The organism is Pseudomonas sp. Tul2A7 (assembly GCF_054790505.1).
On sequence record NZ_CP186499.1, the window covers coordinates 6,452,717 to 6,473,793 of the forward strand.

The window sequence follows — 21,077 nt, forward strand, 5'->3', positions numbered from 1 at the left end:
CAAAACCCATGTAGGAGTGAGCCTGCTCGCGATGGCGGGGTATCAGTCGAAATCTCTTTGACTGACCCACCGCTATCGCGAGCAGGCTCACTCCTACAGGTATTGCGTAAGGCCTGGGTTATTTGCCGTTGGTCAGGGTGCTGTAGCTGGTCATCAGGTTGCGGTAATCCGGGATGTGATTGGAGAACAGCGTGCCCAGCCCTTCGATGTCGTTGCGCCAGTCGCGGTGCAGCTCACAGGCCAGACCGAACCAGGTCATCAATTGCGCACCGGCGCTGGACATGCGATTCCACGCCGATTCGCGGGTCAGTTCGTTGAACGTGCCCGAGGCATCGGTCACCACGAACACATCAAAACCTTCCTCTATCGCCGACAGTGCCGGGAATGCCACGCAGACCTCAGTCACCACGCCAGCAATGATCAGTTGCTTCTTGCCCGTCGCCTTGATCGCCTTGACGAAATCTTCGTTGTCCCAAGCGTTGATCTGCCCCGGACGGGCGATGTACGGCGCATCCGGAAACAGCGCTTTCAGCTCCGGCACCAGTGGGCCGTTGGGGCCGGTTTCGAAACTGGTGGTGAGGATCGTTGGCAGCTTGAAGTACTTGGCCAGATCGGCCAGGGCCAGCACGTTGTTCTTGAATTTGTCCGGATCGATGTCGCGCACCAGCGACAGCAGCCCGGCCTGATGGTCGACCAGCAGCACCGCAGCGTTGTTCTTGTCCAGACGTTTGTATTGAGTGGTCATGTGCGTTTCCTCTTTTCTATAGGCGACAGCCATCCCTGGCCTGCGAACCGGCCTACGCGTCCTGTGTAGAGCGGAGTGGTTATGCGTTAAGCGTGCATCTGGCCGAAACAGCCGGACTGGAAGTCGGCGAACGCCTGGTGGATTTCCTGCTCGGTGTTCATCACGAACGGGCCGTGGCCAACGATCGGTTCGTCGATCGGTTCGCCACTGAGCAGCAGCACCACCGCATCCTGACTGGCTTCGAGGCTCAGTTGATGACCGTTGCGTTCGAACAGCGCCAACTGCCCTTCGCGCACCGACTCCACACCGTTGACCTGCACCGAGCCTTTGAGCACCACCAGCGCGGTGTTGCGGCCTTCGTGCAGATCGAGCGTCAGCAACCTGCCGGCGTTCAGGCGCAGATCCCACACATCAATCGGTGTGAAAGTACGCGACGGGCCGGTGTGGCCATCGAACTCACCGGCGATCAGGCGCAGGCTGCCGGCGTTGTCCTTGAGCACGATGCTCGGGATGTCGCTGTCGAGAATGGTCTGGTAGCCCGGCGCGGCCATTTTGTCCTTGGCCGGCAGGTTGACCCACAGCTGGACCATTTCCAGTTTGCCGCCGGTTTTGGCGAAGTTTTCCGAATGGAATTCCTCGTGGAGGATCCCGGAAGCCGCAGTCATCCATTGCACATCGCCCGGGCCGATCACACCGCCACTGCCGGTCGAGTCGCGGTGCTGAACCTCGCCTTCATAAACGATAGTCACGGTTTCGAAACCACGGTGCGGATGCTGACCAACGCCACGCCGTTCGGTGGTCGGGGTGAAATCGGCCGGGCCGGCGTGATCGAGCAGCAGGAACGGGCTGATGTGTTTGCCCAGGTTGTCGTAGGAAAACAGTGTGCGAACCGGGAAACCATCGCCGACCCAATGGCCGCGCGGGCTGGTGTAGATACCGATGATGTTTTTCATGGTTGTCTCCAATTTGGGTAAGTGATGCGATGGATCAAGCTTAAATCCATGACCATTAATGCACTAGACTGCAAAAATCAGCCTTAGCGTTCTATCTGGAGAACGATAGTGGAAGACCTCAACACCCTCTACTACTTCACCCAAGTGGTCGAACATCATGGTTTCGCTGCCGCCGGGCGCGCACTGGACATGCCCAAATCAAAACTCAGCCGACGCATTGCCGAACTGGAAGAACGCCTCGGCGTACGCCTGCTGCATCGCACCAGCCGCCATTGTTCGCTGACCGAAATCGGCCAGGCCTATTACCAACGCTGCCTAGCGATGCGCATCGAAGCCGAGAGCGCCGCCGAGCTGATCGAACGCAATCGTTCCGAACCGCAAGGTCTGGTGCGTCTGAGTTGCCCGACGGCGCTGCTCAATTCGTGGGTCGGGCCGATGCTCACGCGCTACATGCTCAAGTACCCGCTGGTGGAGTTGTTCATCGAGAGCACCAACCGCCGGGTCGATTTGATTCACGAAGGATTCGACATTGCGCTGCGGGTGCGTTTTCCACCACTGGAGAACACCGACATGGTCATGAAAGTGCTGGGCAACAGCACGCAATCGGTGGTCGGCAGCCCGCAGTTTGTCGAACACCTGTCATCACCGCCCTCGCCCGCCGACCTCAATGGCCTGCCGAGCCTGCATTGGGGGGCGGCGCAGCGCGAATATCAGTGGGAGTTGCTCGGGCCGAATGGCAACACGGCGCTGATTCGGCACACACCGCGCATGGTCACCGATGACTTGATTGCCTTGCGCCAGGCGGTGATTGCCGGCGTTGGCGTGGCGCACTTGCCGAGTGTGGTGGTGCGTGAGGATATTGCCGCCGGACGCGTCGTCGAGCTGATTCCGGGTTGGGCGCCCAAGTGCGGCGTGGTGCATGCGATTTTCCCGTCGCGGCGCGGATTGTTGCCGTCGGTACGCACATTGATTGATTTTCTCGGGGAGGAGTTCGCGCACAGCGATATTGCCTGAATTGGTGGTGCGCCCTTCGCGAGCAGGCTCGCTCCCACAGGGGATTTGTGAACACCGCAGATCTCCTGTGGGAGCGAGCCTGCTCGCGAAGAGGCCAGCCCGGACAACACAAATCCTGGAAATGATTCATGACTTCTGATCAACAGTGCTTTGTCCCGTCAGCGGTTTTTCTCAACCATCCTGATGCGGATACTCCTGACCATTCCCACTGCAACCCCTGGAGTCCTTCATGTCTGTTCCCGCTTTCGGTCTTGGTACATTTCGTCTGCAAGGCCAGGTGGTCATCGATTCGGTCAGTACCGCCCTGGAACTCGGCTACCGGGTCATCGACACCGCGCAGATCTACGAAAACGAAGCCGATGTCGGTGTGGCCATCGCCGCCAGCGGTATCCCCCGCGAAGAGCTGTTCATCACAAGCAAGATCTGGATTGCCAACTTCGCCAGAGAGCGCCTGATTGCCAGTCTCAAAGAGAGCCTGGAGAAGCTGCAGACCGACTACCTCGACCTGACGCTCATCCACTGGCCATCGCCGGACAACCAAGTGCCGGTCGAAGAATTCATGGGCGCATTGCTGGAAGCCAAGCGTCTGGGCCTGACCCGGCAGATCGGCATTTCGAACTTCACCATCGACCTGATGAAACAGGCCATTGCGGCCGTCGGCGCCGAAAACATCGCGACCCACCAGATCGAGTTGCATCCGTATCTGCAAAACCGCCAAGTGGTCGAGTTCGCCCACAGCCAGGGCATTCACGTCACCTCGTACATGACCCTCGCTTACGGCGAAGTACTCAAGGATCCGCTGATCCAGCAGATCGCCGAGCGCCTGCAGGCCACCCCGGCGCAAGTCACTCTTGCCTGGGCGATGCAATCGGGTTATGCGGTGATTCCGTCATCGACCAAGCGCGCAAATCTGCTCAGTAACCTCGGCGCCACCGCACTCACGTTGAGCGATGCCGACATGATGCACATCGCCACGCTCGATCGTGGCTATCGCCTGACCAGTCCAACAGGCATTGCGCCACAGTGGGATTGAACCGTTAAGCCTCAAGACGTTGCGCGAGGCCGTGCAAGGCATCACGCAACGTCTTGATCGCCATGACGACCGCCTCGGCTTCGGCCGCACGGCAGGCCTCTTCCAGATCAGTGCACGCTGACACCAGCCGCGCCGCGCCGACCATTTGCGCGCCCCCCTTGATGTGATGGGCCAACTCGCGCAGTCCGCCGCGGTCATGTTCATGGTTCATCTGGTCGAGCTGTTGCAGATCGTTGTGCAGGCTGCTCAATACTTCTTCACGCAGGCGTCGGATCATCGAATGGTCATTGCCGGCCATCTGCTCCAGCGTACTCAGATCGAGTTCCTTCAGAGCGACCTCCCCGACCGACTGAACTTCACTTTCACAATGGCTGGCCCCCTTCAAGGCCTGCTGCAGATCGTGCAAGCGAATCGGTTTGAACAGGCACTCATCCATACCGGCATCGAGGCAGCGAAGCTTCTCCTCCACCTGCGCGTTGGCGGTAAACCCGAGGATCAGGCAAGGTGCCCGAGCGCTCTGCGTTTCCTCATCACGAATGGCCCGCGCGAGCGCGTAGCCGTTACGCCGTGGCATGTTGCAGTCGGTGATCACCACATCGAACGCCTGTGCCCGCCAACGCTCCAGCCCGGCATGACCGTCCTCGGTGTCAACCGTGCGATGCCCCAGTTCACTCAACTGCCAGCACAACAACAAACGATTGACCGGATGATCGTCCACCACCAGAACGCTGAGTGAATGCCCTACCGCCTCCAATACTTGCGCGTGGGCCGGAACGTGTGACAACGCCTGCAGCAGTGGCATCTGGAGTCTGATTTCAACCCGGGTCCCGAGACCCGGTTCACTGTCGAGCCGCAATTCGCCGCCCATCATTTCGCACAGGCTGCGACTGATCACCAGGCCCAGACCGGAACCGCTGCGCGCCGATTGAACGTTATTGCTCGCCTGCACGAACGGACTGAACAGCCGTTGCCGGTCCTCATTGCTGATCCCGATCCCGCTGTCTTCGATGAGCACCTTCACCGCCAGTCGCTCGGCTGACGTTGGCGTCACAACCAGCCACAGACTCACTTCGCCATCTTCGGTGAACTTGATCGCGTTGCTCAGCAGGTTTGACAGCACCTGCTTGAAGCGCGTCGGATCAATCAACACATCGACGTCGCTATGGGCATCCAGTTCGATGTGCCACAGCAAGCGTTTCTGCCGTGCCAGCCCTTCGAACACCCGACACACCGACACCACCAGTTCACGCAGATTGGCCCGTTCGGGAACCAGGGACAAATGGCCAGTCTCGATACGCGCGATGTCGAGAATGTCACCGATCAGTGCCAACAACTGTTGACCGGCGTTGGAGGCCACCTGAATCGCCAATCGATCGGTCACGCCTTCCTCCGCCCGTTTCAAAGCCAGCTCGAGCATGCCGATCAGGGCGTTCATCGGTGTACGAATTTCATGGCTCATGGTTGCCAGAAACGTGGTCTTGGCCCGGTTGGCATCGTCCGCCGCGTCCTTGGCTTGCTGCAATTGCCGTAACCACTGCTGACGCTGGCGGATCTGCCAGCGCTGAAAACCGATCCACGCCAGCGCCAGTATCAGCAAGCCTGCCGCACCGGCGAAAGCAAAGACAATCTCACGGCGATGCCGCAACCAATAGCTGTCATCCACCACCACGTCATGGCTCCAGCGTTCGACCAGTTCGTCCATCTGTTGCGGGGCGATGCTCAGCAGCGCCTTGTTCAGGATCGAATGCAGCGCCGACGCTTGCGGCGCAGTGGCCAGTGCGATCCGGGCCGGTTGGTCGCCGATGGTACTGGCGATGCGCAGACGATCGCGGTAATGACGCGAGATCAGAAAGCGCGCGACCAGCAAAGAGCTGACCGTGGCGTCGACCTGCCCCTTGGCAATCATTTCCATGCCCTCGGCGGGGCTTCTGACGTCGACAATGCGTAAGTGCGGGACGCGCTCCTGCAGATAACCACGCAATGGATGGCCGCGATAAATCGCCAAGCGCTTGCCCTGCAGATTGTCGAAACTGCGCACACCCTGCGTCGTTGCCGCACTGACCAGCACAAACGGATTATTCAGATAGGCACGGGTAAATTGCAGTTCGTTTTCGCGCTCACTGCTGGGCGTTACCACGGGCAACAGATCCAGTTCCCCGGTTTTCAATTGCTCGATCTGACGATCCAGCGAGCTCCCTCGGACAATCTCGAAATTCAATCCGCTGCGCTGGCTGATCAAGGCCAGCAGTTGCGCTGAAAGCCCGCTGAAACGGCCATCCGCGTCAAAGAACGTCAGGGGAGCGAAGTCTTCAATGCCGCCGACCCGTACCACTGGGTGCAGATCTCGCCATTGCCGCTCGACGGCACTGAGTTGCACCCGTGATTGTTCCGCCATCTCGGCAAGGCCGGCACTCCAGCGCTGCTCGATGCGCTGCCGATGTTCCATGGGGATGGCTGCCAACGCCTGGTCGACGATACGCTTGAGGCGCACCTGGCTACGCAGCAGCGCAAAGCCGAACGGATTGGCGTCGAGCCCGGCGGGCCCGGTCAACTGCAGATCGTTACGATAATTGGTGTTGATCAAGTAGTTGGCACTGATGAAGTCGCCCAGGTAAACGTCATCTGTGCCAAACGCCACGGCGCCGAGTGCATCCATCGCCGACGGGTAGCGCTGCACGTTCGCTTCGGGATAGAACGCCTGCACACTCGCCAACGGCAGATAATCCTCGACCATGGCCACGCGCTTGCCCGCAAGATCCACCGGCAAGGTTTCTTCGAGCCGGGTCACCAGCATCGGCTGATCTTCGGCGTAGGCCCGGGACAAAATGAACGCAGGATCAGCAAGCTCGAAACTGTTCGAAGTGCCCAGCAGCTCCACTTCACCGTGTTTAAGCGCGGCCATGGCCGCATCCCGGTTGGCGTAGCGCTGTACCTGTATCCGCACGTTGAGCAATTGCGCGATCAGATCCGCGTAGTCAGCCGTCAGCCCTTCCAGCTCATGCCGATTGCGCGTCACCTCGAACGGCGGATAGTCGGGCCCTGAAATACCGACGCGCAAGAGTGGATGCTCCTGCAGCCATTGACGATCCTGTCCGTCCAGTCGTATCTGGATATTTTCCGGGCGGGTCCGGCTCAGCACTTCCAGCATCACTGGCGCATCGTTTGCTCCTGCCGATGCGCCGAGGGTCATCAACAGCGCGAAAACGACCCGACGCAGCTCCATGGCCGATCCTCAAATCAAACCGTTACGCTGGGCAAATTCGCGTAGCATCACCAGTGACAATATTCCCAGCTTGATCATCAGGCGGGTCTTGTAGGTGCTGACGGTTTTGTGGCTCAGATGCATGTCCTGGGCAATGATCTTGTTGGCTTTGCCTTGTGCCAGTTGCAGCAAAATGGCCAGCTCACGGTCGGAAAGCTGATCGATCATCTGCTTTTCCGATAGCTGGATAGCGTTCAAAGTACTGGTGCTGTCAGTCAGCGCGCTGAAATAGCTGTAGCCCGCCATCAGCGCCTGGATCGCCTTGTGCAACTGCTGCAATTGATTGCTTTTGGTCACATAAGCCATGGCTCCGGCGCGCAGGCAGCGTTCCTGATAGATCTCCGGCGCATGCAGGGAGAACACCAGTATTCGGCAGGCCGGGTAGTTGGCCTTGATGCGCACGATCACGTCCAGGCCACTGAGCCCCGGTAAATTGAGATCAAGCACCACCAACTGTGGCGAATGCTCACGAATCATCTCCATCACTTGCTCGCCATTGGCAACCTCATGAATCTGTTTAAAGCTTTCGGCCTGCAATACGATTTTAACGGCGGCGCGCACCACCGGATGATCGTCGACGATCAGCGCTGACCTCATGTCCACTCCCGGTGCAAAATCTGACGACGGACCGCTGGCACAGGCTCACGCGGACTCAGTGGCTGCGCTGGGACTGTTACACGTAACGGCAAGTGAATCACCTGTCAGACCTGACAGTTGCGCCCAGTGTCTTTCTATGCATAAGCCAAACGCCGCAACGCCTCATCCTGCTCCGACCGAGGTCTGTCGACCCACGTCATCAAGTGCGTGATCGCCTGTGCATTGGGCAATGCCGCATGACTGATCTGCAGGTTGCCCAAGGCAAAGTCCTCGGCCATCTGCATCGTTGTCGACGGCACTTTGTAGACCATCGCATGACGCACCTGCGGGTTATCGAGCAAGAATCCCGGCAGATCCAGCGCACCGCCCGCCAGTTCGGCGTTGATGACTACCACATCGAACGGTTCGCAACCGTAGTCCACCAGTGTCAACAGCTCGGCGAGGCTCTGCACCGGTGCAACACGGTAGTAATCGAGCTCATTGAACAACCGCTCGATTTTCATCCGGTAAAAATGTTGCGTGTCGGCGATGAGGATACGCAGGGCCTTATTGATCATGCTCAATCTCCTGGCAGTCAGGTTTTCGGGTGCGGCAAGACTACGCAACCTGATCGGCAGCTTCTGTAGGACTTTTCCGAAAAAATTGGCCGTTCGCCTGAGAGCCAGCACGGTTGCCACTCACTCGGTGGTACTCGGACTCCAGAACGCCTGTACCACCAGGGCCGACGTCGAGATCCGTGCCACCAGAGCATCCAGTTCATCACCATCCACCGAAGTGGTCGCCAGGGTGGCTTCGATCTCGATTTCATCGGCACCGAAGGCATGGACGTCGACATCACTGGCCGGGTAATTGCTGCGCTCAAGCTCGGCTTCGAGCAAGGCGAACACGGCGGTTTGCTGTGAGCGTCGAGCGATGACGTAGACAATGTTGGTGACTTCCGCCGAGACCACGTCCAGTGGCTGGCGGTTGATATTGTTGACGATCGGCCGCAGCAAGGTGTTGGCAGCCAGAATGAACAATGTGCCAAGCACGGCTTCGGCGAGCAGATCGGCCCCGGCACAGGCGCCCACCGCTGCGGAGGTCCACAGGGTTGCGGCGGTGTTGAGGCCGCGCACGTTGCCCTCTTCGCGCATGATCACCCCGGCGCCGAGAAAACCGATGCCGGACACCACGTAGGCGACCACACGCACCGCGCCTTCAGCGCCGGCGAGGCGGTTGGCCATGTCGACAAAAATCGCCGCGCCGACGGCGACCAGCACGTTGGTGCGCAGGCCGGCAGTGCGTTGCCGGTACTGGCGCTCGAAACCGATCAGACCACCGAGGATGAAAGCAGCGCTGAGGCTGACGAGGGTGTCGAGCAGCGAATCGAGGTTGAGGTTGTTGATGGCTTGCATGATGAAATCCTTGAAAACACAAAGTCCCCCTGTGGGAGCGAGCCTGCTCGCGAAGGCGGTGTGTCAGCAAACATCCATGGCACTGACACGACGCCTTCGCGAGCAGGCTCGCTCCCACATTGGGAACAGCGTTGTTCTGCTGTTATTGCCAGCCGAACCGGCGGATATAGAAACCTTTCACTGCCTGGGTCAGCGCCATGTACGCCAGCAGAATCACCGGCAGGAACACAAAGTACAGCGACGGCAGCGCCTGCAATTTGAAGTAGTGCGCCAGCGGGCCCATCGGCAGGAAGATGCCGACCGCCATGATGATTCCGGTCATCACCAGCAGCGGCATGGCTGCACGGCTTTGCAGAAACGGAATCTTCGGCGTGCGAATCATGTGCACGATCAGCGTCTGGGTCAGCAAGCCGACCACGAACCAGCCGGACTGGAACAGCGTCTGGTGATCCGGGGTGTTGGCGTCAAACACGTACCACATCAAGGCGAACGTGGTGATGTCAAAGATCGAACTGATCGGGCCGAAGAACAGCATGAAGCGCCCAACGTCGCCCGGCTGCCAGCGTTGTGGTTTCTTCAGCATTTCCTCATCGACGTTATCGAATGGAATGGCAATCTGCGAAATGTCGTAGAGCAGGTTCTGCACCAGTAGATGCATCGGCAGCATTGGCAGGAACGGAATGAACGCACTGGCGACCAGCACCGAGAACACGTTGCCGAAGTTGGAGCTGGCGGTCATCTTGATGTACTTGAGCATGTTGGCGAAGGTGCGCCGCCCTTCGAGCACGCCCTCCTCCAAAACCATCAGACTCTTTTCGAGGAGGATGATGTCCGCCGCTTCCTTGGCGATGTCCACCGCGCTGTCCACGGAAATTCCGATGTCGGCAGTTCGCAGCGCGGGTGCATCGTTGATGCCGTCGCCCATGAAGCCGACCACATGACCGTTGCCCTTTAGGATGCGCACGATGCGCTCCTTGTGCGACGGCGTCAGTTTGGCGAAGACGTTGGTGGTTTCCACGGCCACCGCCAGTTCGGCATCGCTCATGCGCTCAACGTCATTGCCCAGCAGTAATCCCTGTTGCGCGAGACCGACTTCGCGGCAGATCTTCGCAGTCACCAGCTCGTTATCGCCGGTGAGCACTTTTACCGCCACACCATGTTCGGCCAAGGCCTCGAGCGCTGGCGCGGTGCTTTCCTTCGGTGGATCGAGGAACGCCACGTAACCGATCAGCGTCAGTTCCTGTTCATCGGCCAGGCTGTAAGTGTCGCGACCTTCCGGCATCGAGCGGGCGGCCACGGCCACCACGCGCAAGCCTTCAGCGTTGAATGCTGCGGTGACCTGACGAATCCGGGTCAGCAATTCATCGCTCAAGGCTTCATCGACTTCGCCGTGACGCACGCGGCTGCACACCGCCAATACTTCTTCCACGGCGCCTTTGCAGATCAGTTGATGTGGCTGGCTACGCCCTTCGACCACCACCGACATGCGCCGACGGTTGAAGTCGAACGGGATCTCATCGACCTTGCGAAACGCCGTGCCGACTTTCAGTTCACGGTGGATTTCCACGTGTTCCAGCACCGCGACATCCAGCAGGTTTTTCAGACCGGTCTGGTAGTAGCTGTTGAGGTAAGCCATTTCCAGCACATCGTCGGAGTCTTTACCCCAGACATCGACATTGCGTGCGAGGAAGATCTTGTCCTGAGTCAGCGTGCCGGTCTTGTCGGTGCACAGCACATCCATGGCGCCGAAGTTCTGGATCGCATCGAGACGTTTGACGATGACTTTTTTCCGTGACAGAAACACCGCGCCTTTGGCCAGCGTCGAGGTGACGATCATCGGCAGCATTTCCGGGGTCAGGCCGACGGCAATCGATAGCGCGAACAGCAGCGCTTCGGTCCAGTCACCCTTGGTGAAACCGTTGATGAACAGCACCAGCGGCGCCATCACGAACATGAAACGGATCAACAACCAGCTGACTTTATTCACGCCTTGCTGGAACGAAGTTACCGCACGATCAGTTGCGCCAACACGCTGGGCCAGCGCACCGAAATAAGTGCTGTTGCCGGTGGTGAGAATCACCGCCACCGCCGTACCCGACACGACGTTGGTGCCCATGAACAGGATGTTGTCCAGCTCCAGTGGATTGCGCGTATCGCGATCCTGCTGATGTGGAAACTTCTCCACCGGCATCGATTCACCAGTCATCGCCGCTTGACTGACGAACAGATCCTTGGCGCTGAGCACGCGGCAATCGGCAGGAATCATGTCGCCAGCCGATAGCACGATCAGATCGCCCGGCACCAGTTGCTTGATCGGCAATTCGCTGCGCGGCGCGTCACGGCGCATCACCGTGGCGGTGTTGCTGACCATGGCTTTCAGCGCATCGGCGGCCTGGTTGGATTTGCTTTCCTGCCAGAAGCGCAGCAGCGTCGACAGCACCACCATGGAGAAAATCACCACGGCAGCCTTGAGGTCTTCGGTCAGCCACGAGATCACCGCCAACAGGGTCAGCAGCAGGTTGAACGGGTTTTTGTAGCAGTGCCACAGGTGAATCCACCATGGCAGCGGCTGCTCGTGTTCGACTTCGTTGAGGCCGTATTGCGCACGCAGCGCATCGACTTCGAAATCGGTCAGGCCATCGGAATGCGTGCCGAGTGACGACAGTAAACCAGCGGTGTCGCAATGCGCGGCATCGACCAGGGTGTTGGCCAGCGTGGGCGGGACTTCACGGCTGACCGTGGTGTCGTTGATCGATTCCAGCAGCGCCAGGCGACGGAAGTGCCGGGCGATGTGGCGGGTGCGCAGGAAGCCTGCGAAAAATTCCTTGAGCGTAAGTTTCATGGCTGTTGCCCCTATGGTCAGCCGGGAAACCGTCAAGCAGGTACGGCCGCACCTCGTCCGCCGGAAAAACCGGCACGGCAAGGCCTGGCGCGCCGGTCAGAAAAGACAGGCGTGTCGATAGGGCTGCGATCACAACAATAAAGTCGCAATCACGCTCTGTTCAGCGTCGATGAGAAGGACGTCGAGACATGGCCCAGGACGGGTCATGCACGGGATGCCGCTGCTCGCTTTTACGGCGAGACAACGACAGAGAAAGTCTGCGCGTTATCTTGCCGAGAATCTGCCGGTTACCGAGACCGGCCGACAACTGTCACTCGAACAAGTACCCACTGTGGGTCTCCGCTATTGATGAAAACGCGCGAAGCTTACGCCCCGATGATTGGAGAGTAAACCGGCAAAAGGAGGTGTTTCGGGGAATGTGGGGGATGTTCAGGAAGGGTTCAGGATGATCGTTCCCACGCTCTGCGTGGGAATGCAGCCTGGGACGCTCCGCGTCCCTTCCAGAAGCCGAACGCGGAGCGTCCGTTGAGGCATTCCCACGCAGAGCGTGGGAACGATCTGGTTCAGGCAAAGCAGGTTTAGCTGGCAGTCGCCAGCAGCAGATCCGCCATCGAACGATGCCCACGGTTCTTGCCATGCTCATACAGTGAGCCGGCAATCTCGTCCGCACGGATCGGCAACACCGACAGCAACGTGTCACTCAGACCATGGCTGGCCTGGCAGAAGCCCTGCATGTAGAGGCCAGCCTTGCAGCGCTCGTCGGTGATCAGTTTGTAGTTGCGATCGACTTCGAAGTCACCCAGATACTCTTCCAGCGGCGCCAGCAGTTTGCGGTGCATCTGCCGCTCGTAACCGGTGGCCAGGACCACCGCATCGTAATTGCGCACGGTGACTTCGCCGGTGGCGTTGTTGCGCACGGCCAGTTCGATACCGTTGTCGGTGGCGGTCGCGCTTTCGACGGTGGTCAGGGTGCGGAACGCGTGACGGGCAATCCCCGAGACCTTCTGACGATAGAAGATGCCGTAGATGCGCTCGATCAGGTCGATGTCGACCACCGAGTAGTTGGTGTTGTGGTACTCGTTGACCAGACGTTCGCGCTCGGCACTGTTCTGCTGGAACACCAGATCGGTGAACTCCGGCGAGAACACTTCGTTGACGAACGGGCTGTCGTCCGCAGGCTTCAGGGCCGAGCCGCGCAGGATCATGTCGACCTGCACCGACGGGAACGAATCGTTCAGATCGATAAAGGCTTCCGCCGCGCTCTGCCCGCCGCCGATGATCGCAATGCTCATCGGCTGATTGTTCACGCAAGGTTGTTTGGCCATTTGCGACAGGTATTGCGAATGGTGGAACACACGGGTGTCACCCTTCAGCGCCTTGAACGCCTCGGGGATTCGCGGGGTGCCGCCGGCGCTGACGACAACCGATCGGGTGGTGCGCACGAATTGCTGGCCATCGGTGCCACGGGAGATGACGCGCAGCGCTTCAACCTGATGGTTGTGCAGCACCGGCTCGATGGTCAACACTTCTTCGCCGTAACGGCTTTGTTCGGTGAACTGCCCGGCGACCCAGCGCAGGTAGTCGTTGTATTCCATGCGGCACGGATAGAAGGTGCCGAGGTTGATGAAGTCGACCAGGCGACCGTGGTACTTCAGGTAATTGACGAACGAGTACGGGCTGGTCGGATTGCGCAGGGTCACCAGATCCTTGAGGAAGGAAATCTGCAGCTCGCTCTGGGTCGACAGGGTATTGCCATGCCAGCTGTAATTGGCCTGCTTGTCGAGGAACAGCACATCCAGCTCGCCGTGGGTCGGCCCGCGCTCTTGCAGAGCGATGGCCAGCGCCAGGTTCGAAGGGCCGAAACCGACGCCGATCAGGTCGTGAACGATGGGCGATGCAATTGCCTGTGTCATTTCCAGTGTCCTCTGGATGAACCCCTCAACCGTGGGGATAAAGCCTGGGTGACCTGACCGGCCCGAAGCAGGACAGCAGATCGTCTGTTGAGTAGGAACGAGGACGGTGAAAAAAAATTTACTGAGGAAGGATCAATGGGCGTCCCATTGTTTGATGCGTAACCGGCAATGCTTCATGGCATTGACGATGTGTTTTTCCACCAGCGCTTTGGAAATGCCCAAGCTTGCGGCGATTTCGTTGTGGGACAGGCCTTCGATCTTGCGCAGCAGAAAGCTTTCGCGGCACAGCGGCGATAATTCGGCCAGCGCGCGCTGGAGCATCTCCAGGCGTTGACCGTGATCGAGGGTGCCATGGGGCGACGGGGTGAAATAGCGCTCTTCGTTGTCGAGCACTTCCAGCGATTCGACCTGGCGCGAGGCATTGCGACGATGGTCGTCGATGACCAGATTCAATGCCGTTCGATAAAGAAACGCCCGGGGCTGCTCGATCGGCGTGTCGCTGGAGCGCTCGAGTACGCGTAAATAGGCGTCATGCACCACATCCTCGGCAACCTGGCGGTTGCCCAGCTTGGCGTTCAGGAAACACACCAGCTCGCGATAGTAGTTTTCCAACATGACTCCCGGCCGCAGCAGTGCGGTTTCGATCCTTGAGCCACACCCGCCACCGTCAAAACGACAGTGGCACGATGCTGGCAATTTCAGATGCGTAATTTATAGTAATTCTCATATAGATTTAAAGCGCTGTTTCGATTTGCCCGACAAATTGTTAGCTTCTATACCTGTTACCGCGTTTTTCAGCGCTTAAATTACCCAACGCGTCCCTCGTTTAAAAAACAGTTCCCCGTATCTGTCGCCTCCTGCGCCAGCGTTCGGTCTTGGCCCCTGTGCGGTGCCGGCTGGATGACGGGTCGATTTCCACTGGCCGGAACCCTGCATGAAACGTCCCCGCCCCGCCCGACGCGCCCTGCTCGTAGCCCTTTGTCTGATTCCCGTTGTCGCCGTAGCCGCCTGGCAGATATTGCCGCCCGGCCGGGACAAGTTCGCCACCGTGCAAGTCAGTCGCGGCGACATCGAAAGCAGCGTCACTGCCCTTGGCACATTGCAGCCACGGCGCTACGTGGATGTCGGCGCCCAGGCCTCCGGGCAAATCCGCAAAATCCATGTGGAAGTCGGCGACGTGGTCAAGCAAGGCCAATTGCTCGTGGAAATCGACCCGTCGACGCAAAAGGCCAAGCTCGACGCCAGCCAGTTCTCCATCGAAAACCTCAAGGCGCAGTTGCAAGAGCAACAGGCGCAGCACGAACTGGCGCGGCAGAAGTACCAGCGCCAGCAGAACCTCGCAGCCGGCGGCGCCACCCGTGAAGAAGACGTGCAGACCGCCCGCGCCGAACTCAAGGCCACCCAGGCACGTATCGACATGTTCCGCGCCCAGATCCGTCAGGCCGAGGCCAGCCTGCGCAGTGATCAGGCCGAACTCGGTTACACGCGCATTTATGCGCCGATGGAAGGCACCGTGGTCGCACTCGATGCCCGCGAAGGCCAGACACTCAATGCCCAGCAACAGACGCCACTGATTCTGCGCATCGCCAAACTGTCGCCGATGACGGTCTGGGCCGAGGTCTCCGAGGCCGATATCGGCCATGTCAAACCGGGCATGACTGCTTACTTCACCACACTCAGCGGTGGCAATCGGCGCTGGAGCAGCACCGTTCGGCAAATTCTGCCGGTGCCACCCAAACCGCTGGACCAGACCAGCCAGGGCGGTGGCAGCCCGGCCAGTTCGAGTAAAAGCGGCAGCGCGCGCGTGGTGCTGTACACCGTGCTGCTGGACGTCGATAACGCCGACAACGCCTTGATGGCAGAGATGACCACGCAAGTGTTCTTCGTCGCTGACCAGGCGAAAAACGTGCTCACCGCACCGGTCGCCGCCCTGCAAGGCAGCGCGGCGGCCAATCGGCAGACCGCGCAGGTCATCGCCGCCAATGGCGAGATTCAGTCCCGCGAAGTACGCACCGGCATCAGCGACCGTCTCAAAGTGCAGATTATCGAGGGCTTGAACGAAGGCGATCATTTGCTGATCGGCCCGGCCGACGGCAGCGGAGGTTAAATGCAAACGCCTCTGATCGACCTGCAGGACATCCGCAAATCCTACGGCGGCGGTGACGCTCCCGAAGTTCACGTGTTGCGCGGCATCGACCTGTCGATTCACGCCGGCGAGTTCGTGGCGATTGTCGGCGCGTCCGGTTCCGGCAAATCGACGCTGATGAACATTCTCGGCTGCCTCGACCGGCCGACGTCCGGCGAATACCGCTTCGCCGGGGAAAACGTCGCCGGCCTCGACAGCGATGAACTCGCCTGGCTACGCCGAGAAGCCTTCGGTTTCGTGTTTCAGGGCTATCACCTGATTCCGTCCGGCTCGGCCCAGGAAAACGTCGAGATGCCGGCGATCTACGCCGGCACCCCTGCCGCCGAGCGTCACGCGCGCGCCGCCGCCCTGCTCGACCGTCTCGGCCTCGCCTCGCGCACCGGCAACCGCCCCCATCAGCTTTCCGGAGGCCAGCAACAACGCGTGTCGATTGCTCGCGCACTGATGAATGGAGGCCATATCATCCTGGCCGACGAACCGACCGGCGCCCTCGACAGCCACAGCGGCAAGGAAGTCATGGCGCTGCTCGATGAACTGGCGAGCCAGGGCCATGTGGTCATTCTCATCACCCACGACCGCGAAGTGGCGGCGCGGGCCAAACGCATTATCGAAATCAGCGATGGCTTGATCATCAGCGATAGCGCCAGAAACAACCCTGACGCCCAGCACAGTGCCAATCCCGGCGCCCTGCAAGCGGTGGATCTGCGCAAGCGCTTGAGCGAAGGTGCCGAAGCCACCGGGGCCTGGAAAGGCGAACTGGTGGACGCCCTGCACGCCGCCTGGCGAGTGATGTGGATCAACCGCTTCCGCACCGCGCTGACCCTGCTCGGCATCATCATCGGCGTAGCCTCGGTGGTGGTGATGCTCGCCGTCGGCGAAGGCAGCAAGCGCCAGGTCATGGCACAAATGGGCGCGTTCGGCTCGAACATCATTTATCTCAGCGGCTCGGCGCCCAACCCGCGAACGCCACCGGGCATCATCACCCTCGACGATGTGCATGCCCTGGCGAGCCTGCCACAAGTACAGCGGATCATGCCGGTCAACGGCGCCGAGGCCGGTGTGCGCTTCGGCAATGCCGACCACCTCAGTTACGTTGGCGGCAATGACACCAACTTCCCGGCAATCTTCAACTGGCCGGTGGTTCAGGGCAGTTACTTCACAGAGGCCGACGAACAGAACGCAGCAGCCGTTGCGGTGATTGGCCACAAGGTGCGGAGCAAACTCCTCAAAGACGTTGCCAACCCGATCGGCCAGTACATTCTGATCGAGAACGTGCCGTTTCAGGTGGTCGGGGTACTGGCGGAAAAAGGTGCCAGCTCCGGCGATTCCGACAGTGACAACCGCATCGCCGTGCCCTACTCCGCCGCCAGCGTGAGGTTGTTCGGCACGCGTAATCCGGAGTACGTGGCCATCGCTGCCGCCGACGCGCGCAAGGTCAAGGACACCGAACACGCCATCAAACAATTGATGCTGAACCTGCACAACGGCAAGAAGGATTTCGAACTGACCAACAACGCCGCGATGATCCAGGCCGAAGCGCGCACGCAAAACACCCTGTCGCTGATGCTCGGCTCGATTGCGGCGATCTCGCTGCTGGTCGGCGGCATCGGCGTGATGAACATCATGCTCATGACCGTTCGCGAACGCACTCGCGAGATCGGCATCCGCATGGCCACCGGCGCCCGCCAGCGCGACATCCTGCGCCAGTTTCTCACTGAAGCGGTGATGCTCTCGGTGGTCGGCGGCATCGCCGGCATCGCCCTGGCGCTGATCATTGGCGGCGTGCTGATTCTCAGTGAAGTCGCGGTAGCGTTCTCATTGATGGCGGTACTCGGCGCATTTGGTTGCGCCTTGGTCACCGGTGTTGTCTTCGGCTTCATGCCGGCCCGCAAAGCTGCCCGACTCGACCCGGTCACGGCCCTTACCAGTGAATGATCGCTCTATGAAACCGCGCCTCAGTCTGTTGACCGTCTGCCTGATACTCAGCGCTTGCGGCAGTACCCCACAACCCCCGGACAGCGGCATCGTGCCGCCTGCCGCCTGGCAATCACCGCACAACACCAGCGCCGAACGCGACGCCCTGCGCTGGTGGACGCGCTTCGCCAGCCCGCAACTCGATCAATTGATCGAGCAGGCCCAGGTCGGCAGTTATGACCTGGCCGCAGCCATCGCTCGCGTGCGCCAGGCGCGTGCCGACACCGTGATTGCCGGCGGCTCGTTGCTGCCGGAAATACAAGGTACCGGCAACGCCAATCGGCAAAAGCTGTTGCGTGGCGATGGCTATCGTCAACTGGATGCCGACAGCAGTAACAGGGCGGTGGACTACTTCGACGTCGGCCTCAGCGCCAGTTACGAAATCGACTTCTGGGGCGGCAAGCGCGCATCGCGCGACAGCGCACAGTTCAGCCTTCAAGCCAGCGAGTTTGATCGCGCCACCGTCGAGTTGACCCTGCTCAGCGGCGTCGCCAACAGCTACACGCAGGTCCTGTCGCTACAGGAACAGAGCCGCATTGCCGAGCTTAATCTGGCCAACGCGCAAAACGTCCTGCAACTGGTGCAGACGCGCTACAACGCAGGCTCCGCCACGGCGCTTGAACTGGCGCAACAAAAAAGCCTGGTGGCCGCGCAGCAACGCCAACTGCCGACCGTCCAGCAACAGGCTCGAGACGCGCAGATCGCCCTGGCGGCCCTGCTCGGCCGCCCGGTGCAAGACCTGCCGGCCAGCCACGAGTCCTTTGACCAGTTGCAGTGGCCGCCGATATCCGCCGGCGTGCCCAGCGAACTGCTGACGCGGCGCCCGGATATTGCCCGCGCCGAGGCGCAATTGGCGGCAGCTCAGGCGAACGTCACAGTGGCACGAGCGGCGATGCTGCCGAAAATCACGCTGGGCGCGAGCATCGGCTCCGGCGCCAACCAGGCTGACGATGTGTGGCGCAGTCCGTTCTACAACCTCACCGCCGGGCTGATCGCACCGATCTTCAACAATGGTCGTCTAGGGGCCGAACGCGACAAAGCGACGGCTCGTCAGGAGGAGCTGCTGGAAACTTATCGAGGCGCCATCATCAACGGTTTCGCTGACGTCGAAAAAGCCCTCAACAGCATCCGCGGTCTTGATCAACAACGGCAGTGGCAGAGCGAAGAACTGAACCAGGCGCAAACCGCCTTCAACATCGCCCAGAGCCGTTATCAGGCCGGCGCCGAGGACTTGCTGACCGTACTGGAAACCCAGCGCACGCTGTATGCGGCGCAGGATCAGAACGTGCAACTGCGGCTGTCGCGAATGCAGGCGAGTATTGCCTTGTACAAGGCGCTGGGTGGTGGATGGCAGACGCAATAATTGCGTTGCCTGGCAGACCGCTTTCGCGAGCAGGCTCGCTCCCACAGGGAATTCGTGGTTAGCTCAGACATTGCGGTCTGATACATGAACCTGTGGGAGCGAGCCTGCTCGCGAATGAACGATGACCCAACCCTCAAGCCGGGCTGGTTTTAGCCTTCAGATTGCGCGCATACCAGGGCCGTTGCGGCACGCGGCGGAACAGCCCGGCGAGTTTTTTCTCGTCATTGAGGAAGGTGATGCGCAGTGCCAGCTTCATGGTTTCCGGGTCCATCTCCACCGTCTTGCCCGCCTGCAACCCCGGCGTAGTGCTGCAGCCATGCGTGACCGGCCCCAGCCACGGATCATCGACTTCGTTCCAGCGCCCTGGTGCAAACCACTGCACACCATTGACCACCTTGCGAGTGACTTCACCCGGATGGAAGCGCTCGTGCGCGCGAAACCAGTCTTCGATACGGTCGTCGATCCAGCCATGAAAATGCCAGAACGACGGATTGACGTGGGATGAAAACGGGTCGCCAAGGAAGTCATTTTCCGGGCCGTACCAACGCGCAGCGAAGTCGGCAGGATCACGCGCGAAAGGCACCGGCTGACCGTTCGACGGGTCGCGCGGTACAGACGCCCAGCGCATGTGCAGCCAGTCGTGCAGGCCCAATTCAACCTCGGAACCGAACTGTCCGAGCGTGAGTCTGGCCAGGTACACCGGATCACGGTATTGCGACTCCCAGACCTGGAAGTTGCTTTCGTAGGTCTCGGCCGTCTTGATGTCGCTGACCCACTTGCTGTACTCGTCATCACCATCAGCCAGCCATGCAGGCGGCAGCGCCGTGCCGTCATGATTGTCGAAGTAACGGGCGAAGCCCGGGCGATCACGGATCAATTCCGGTTGTGGCAGCGGAAAGTATTCCCACGATGGCAGGTCCTGCATTGAACGCGCCGTGCCGAGCATGTGCCGGTGCATGAAGAAGAAATCCACCCCGGAGCCGTTGCGATCCTTGCGCGGCCCTCGGGCATCGCGCTCCTTGTCACGCGGTCCGGGCTGCCAGCCGATGCCGCGCAGGGCTTCGCGCTTGTCTTCCGGCAAGGTGTGCCACTTGTCCCGCGTGGCATGCCACAACTGGTGGAACAGTCGGTGCTCGGGGGAAATCAACCAGGCCAGCAACGTCGGATTCAACGGCGTACGTTCACGCGCCTCGGGAAACAGTCGCTTGACTGCGACGAAACCATTGTCCTGTACCGGCAAGGCCAAGGGGCGATCCAGACGCAAGACTTTACCGCTGAGGGTGCCTTTGCCGGCGTTGCCGAAATCGGCCCAGACCTCATCAAGGATCATCTCCAGCTCATAGCTGATCTGGCCTTGCGCACCGATCAGCCGCCAACTCAGTTTCGCCGCATCGGCACCGGCCAGATCGCCAAGAATTCGGTAACGAGGTGTTTCGCCGGAACGCAAACGCTCCGGCGTATCAAGAAAACCACAGACGCCACGACCTTTCTGGCCGATGTCGAGGAACACTTGCAGCCCCCTGACCGGCAGGCCTTCAAGGCCCGCGTCACGGCCTTCGAAGCGAATATCCCAGACGCCCCGCAAGGCACTGGCCAAACGTTGTCCGGCGAGGTCGGCGACGTCGAAAGACGCTTCACCCGGAGTGATCGTCGGATCCGGCTTCGTCCATTCACGATGCCCAAAATAAGCCGCTGGCACGGCTGCGCCGGTCAGCGCCAGGCCCGCCATGAACCATCGTCGAGAAATCTTCATTGCCCTACCTGTGTCAGCCATGAAGCAGGCTTTATCCAAGCTAGAACGTTTGCTGCCCGGGCAAATTTAAGCCGTCATTTTCGCCGGG

The 21,077-nt window shown here is 60.2% G+C and carries 15 protein-coding genes; 5 read left to right on the plus strand and 10 right to left on the minus strand.

Features of this window, described 5'->3' with window-relative positions; translation table 11 throughout:
• Positions 1-118: 118 nt before the first annotated feature.
• Entirely contained in the window at positions 119-745 is a 627-nt protein-coding gene (ycaC, locus tag ACOYXJ_RS28825) for an isochorismate family cysteine hydrolase YcaC (RefSeq protein WP_460367127.1), read from the minus strand.
• 86 nt (positions 746-831) lie between these two features.
• Positions 832-1,698 (minus strand): pirin family protein, encoded by an 867-nt coding sequence (locus ACOYXJ_RS28830; protein ID WP_460367129.1) that lies wholly within the window; start codon positions 1,696-1,698, stop codon positions 832-834.
• 105 nt (positions 1,699-1,803) lie between these two features.
• Here ACOYXJ_RS28830 and ACOYXJ_RS28835 point away from each other — a divergent pair, with 105 nt between their 5' ends.
• Complete coding sequence (locus ACOYXJ_RS28835) at positions 1,804-2,712, plus strand: LysR substrate-binding domain-containing protein (RefSeq protein WP_460373065.1); 909 nt, start codon at positions 1,804-1,806, stop codon at positions 2,710-2,712.
• Positions 2,713-2,941: 229 nt separating this feature from the next.
• Entirely contained in the window at positions 2,942-3,745 is an 804-nt protein-coding gene (gene dkgB, locus ACOYXJ_RS28840; RefSeq protein ID WP_460367131.1) for a 2,5-didehydrogluconate reductase DkgB, read from the plus strand.
• A 4-nt stretch (positions 3,746-3,749) separates the two neighbouring features.
• Here the strand turns inward: dkgB and ACOYXJ_RS28845 are convergent, their stop codons facing one another.
• From ACOYXJ_RS28845 to ACOYXJ_RS28875, 7 genes are all read right to left on the minus strand, one after another.
• A complete protein-coding gene (locus ACOYXJ_RS28845) occupies positions 3,750-6,968 on the minus strand; it encodes a transporter substrate-binding domain-containing protein (RefSeq protein ID WP_460367133.1) in 3,219 nt (1,072 codons plus the stop codon).
• 9 nt (positions 6,969-6,977) lie between these two features.
• Positions 6,978-7,604: a response regulator transcription factor gene (locus ACOYXJ_RS28850; RefSeq protein ID WP_150794314.1), complete on the minus strand. Its 627-nt coding sequence runs from the start codon at positions 7,602-7,604 to the stop codon at positions 6,978-6,980.
• Positions 7,605-7,738: 134 nt separating this feature from the next.
• On the minus strand, positions 7,739-8,161 hold the full coding sequence (locus ACOYXJ_RS28855) for a chemotaxis protein CheY (RefSeq protein WP_150794315.1): 423 nt from the start codon (positions 8,159-8,161) through the stop codon (positions 7,739-7,741).
• A gap of 120 nt (positions 8,162-8,281) precedes the next feature.
• Positions 8,282-8,998, minus strand: a complete 717-nt coding sequence (locus ACOYXJ_RS28860) for an MgtC/SapB family protein (RefSeq protein WP_007913384.1) — start codon at positions 8,996-8,998, stop codon at positions 8,282-8,284.
• 142 nt (positions 8,999-9,140) lie between these two features.
• The gene (gene mgtA, locus ACOYXJ_RS28865) at positions 9,141-11,840 is read right to left on the minus strand and encodes a magnesium-translocating P-type ATPase (RefSeq protein ID WP_460367135.1); all 2,700 of its coding nucleotides are present in this window, start codon (positions 11,838-11,840) and stop codon (positions 9,141-9,143) included.
• Between the two features lie 578 nt (positions 11,841-12,418).
• Positions 12,419-13,753, minus strand: coding sequence for a lysine N(6)-hydroxylase/L-ornithine N(5)-oxygenase family protein (locus tag ACOYXJ_RS28870; RefSeq protein WP_150794318.1), 1,335 nt, complete (start codon positions 13,751-13,753; stop codon positions 12,419-12,421).
• Positions 13,754-13,885: 132 nt separating this feature from the next.
• A complete protein-coding gene (locus ACOYXJ_RS28875; protein WP_150705744.1) occupies positions 13,886-14,368 on the minus strand; it encodes a sigma-70 family RNA polymerase sigma factor in 483 nt (160 codons plus the stop codon).
• Between the two features lie 319 nt (positions 14,369-14,687).
• On the opposite strand from ACOYXJ_RS28875, the gene ACOYXJ_RS28880 reads away from it, so the two are divergent.
• From ACOYXJ_RS28880 to ACOYXJ_RS28890, 3 genes are read left to right on the plus strand one after another with little or no spacing between them, the layout of a single operon-like run.
• Positions 14,688-15,860, plus strand: coding sequence for an efflux RND transporter periplasmic adaptor subunit (locus ACOYXJ_RS28880; RefSeq protein WP_016983523.1), 1,173 nt, complete (start codon positions 14,688-14,690; stop codon positions 15,858-15,860).
• Positions 15,861-17,834, plus strand: coding sequence for a MacB family efflux pump subunit (locus tag ACOYXJ_RS28885; protein ID WP_460367138.1), 1,974 nt, complete (start codon positions 15,861-15,863; stop codon positions 17,832-17,834). It begins immediately after the preceding gene.
• Between the two features lie 7 nt (positions 17,835-17,841).
• A complete protein-coding gene (locus ACOYXJ_RS28890) occupies positions 17,842-19,236 on the plus strand; it encodes an efflux transporter outer membrane subunit (protein WP_460367140.1) in 1,395 nt (464 codons plus the stop codon).
• A gap of 133 nt (positions 19,237-19,369) precedes the next feature.
• Here the strand turns inward: ACOYXJ_RS28890 and pvdP are convergent, their stop codons facing one another.
• Positions 19,370-20,989 (minus strand): pyoverdine maturation tyrosinase PvdP, encoded by a 1,620-nt coding sequence (gene pvdP / locus ACOYXJ_RS28895; protein WP_460367142.1) that lies wholly within the window; start codon positions 20,987-20,989, stop codon positions 19,370-19,372.
• Positions 20,990-21,077 lie beyond the last annotated feature (88 nt).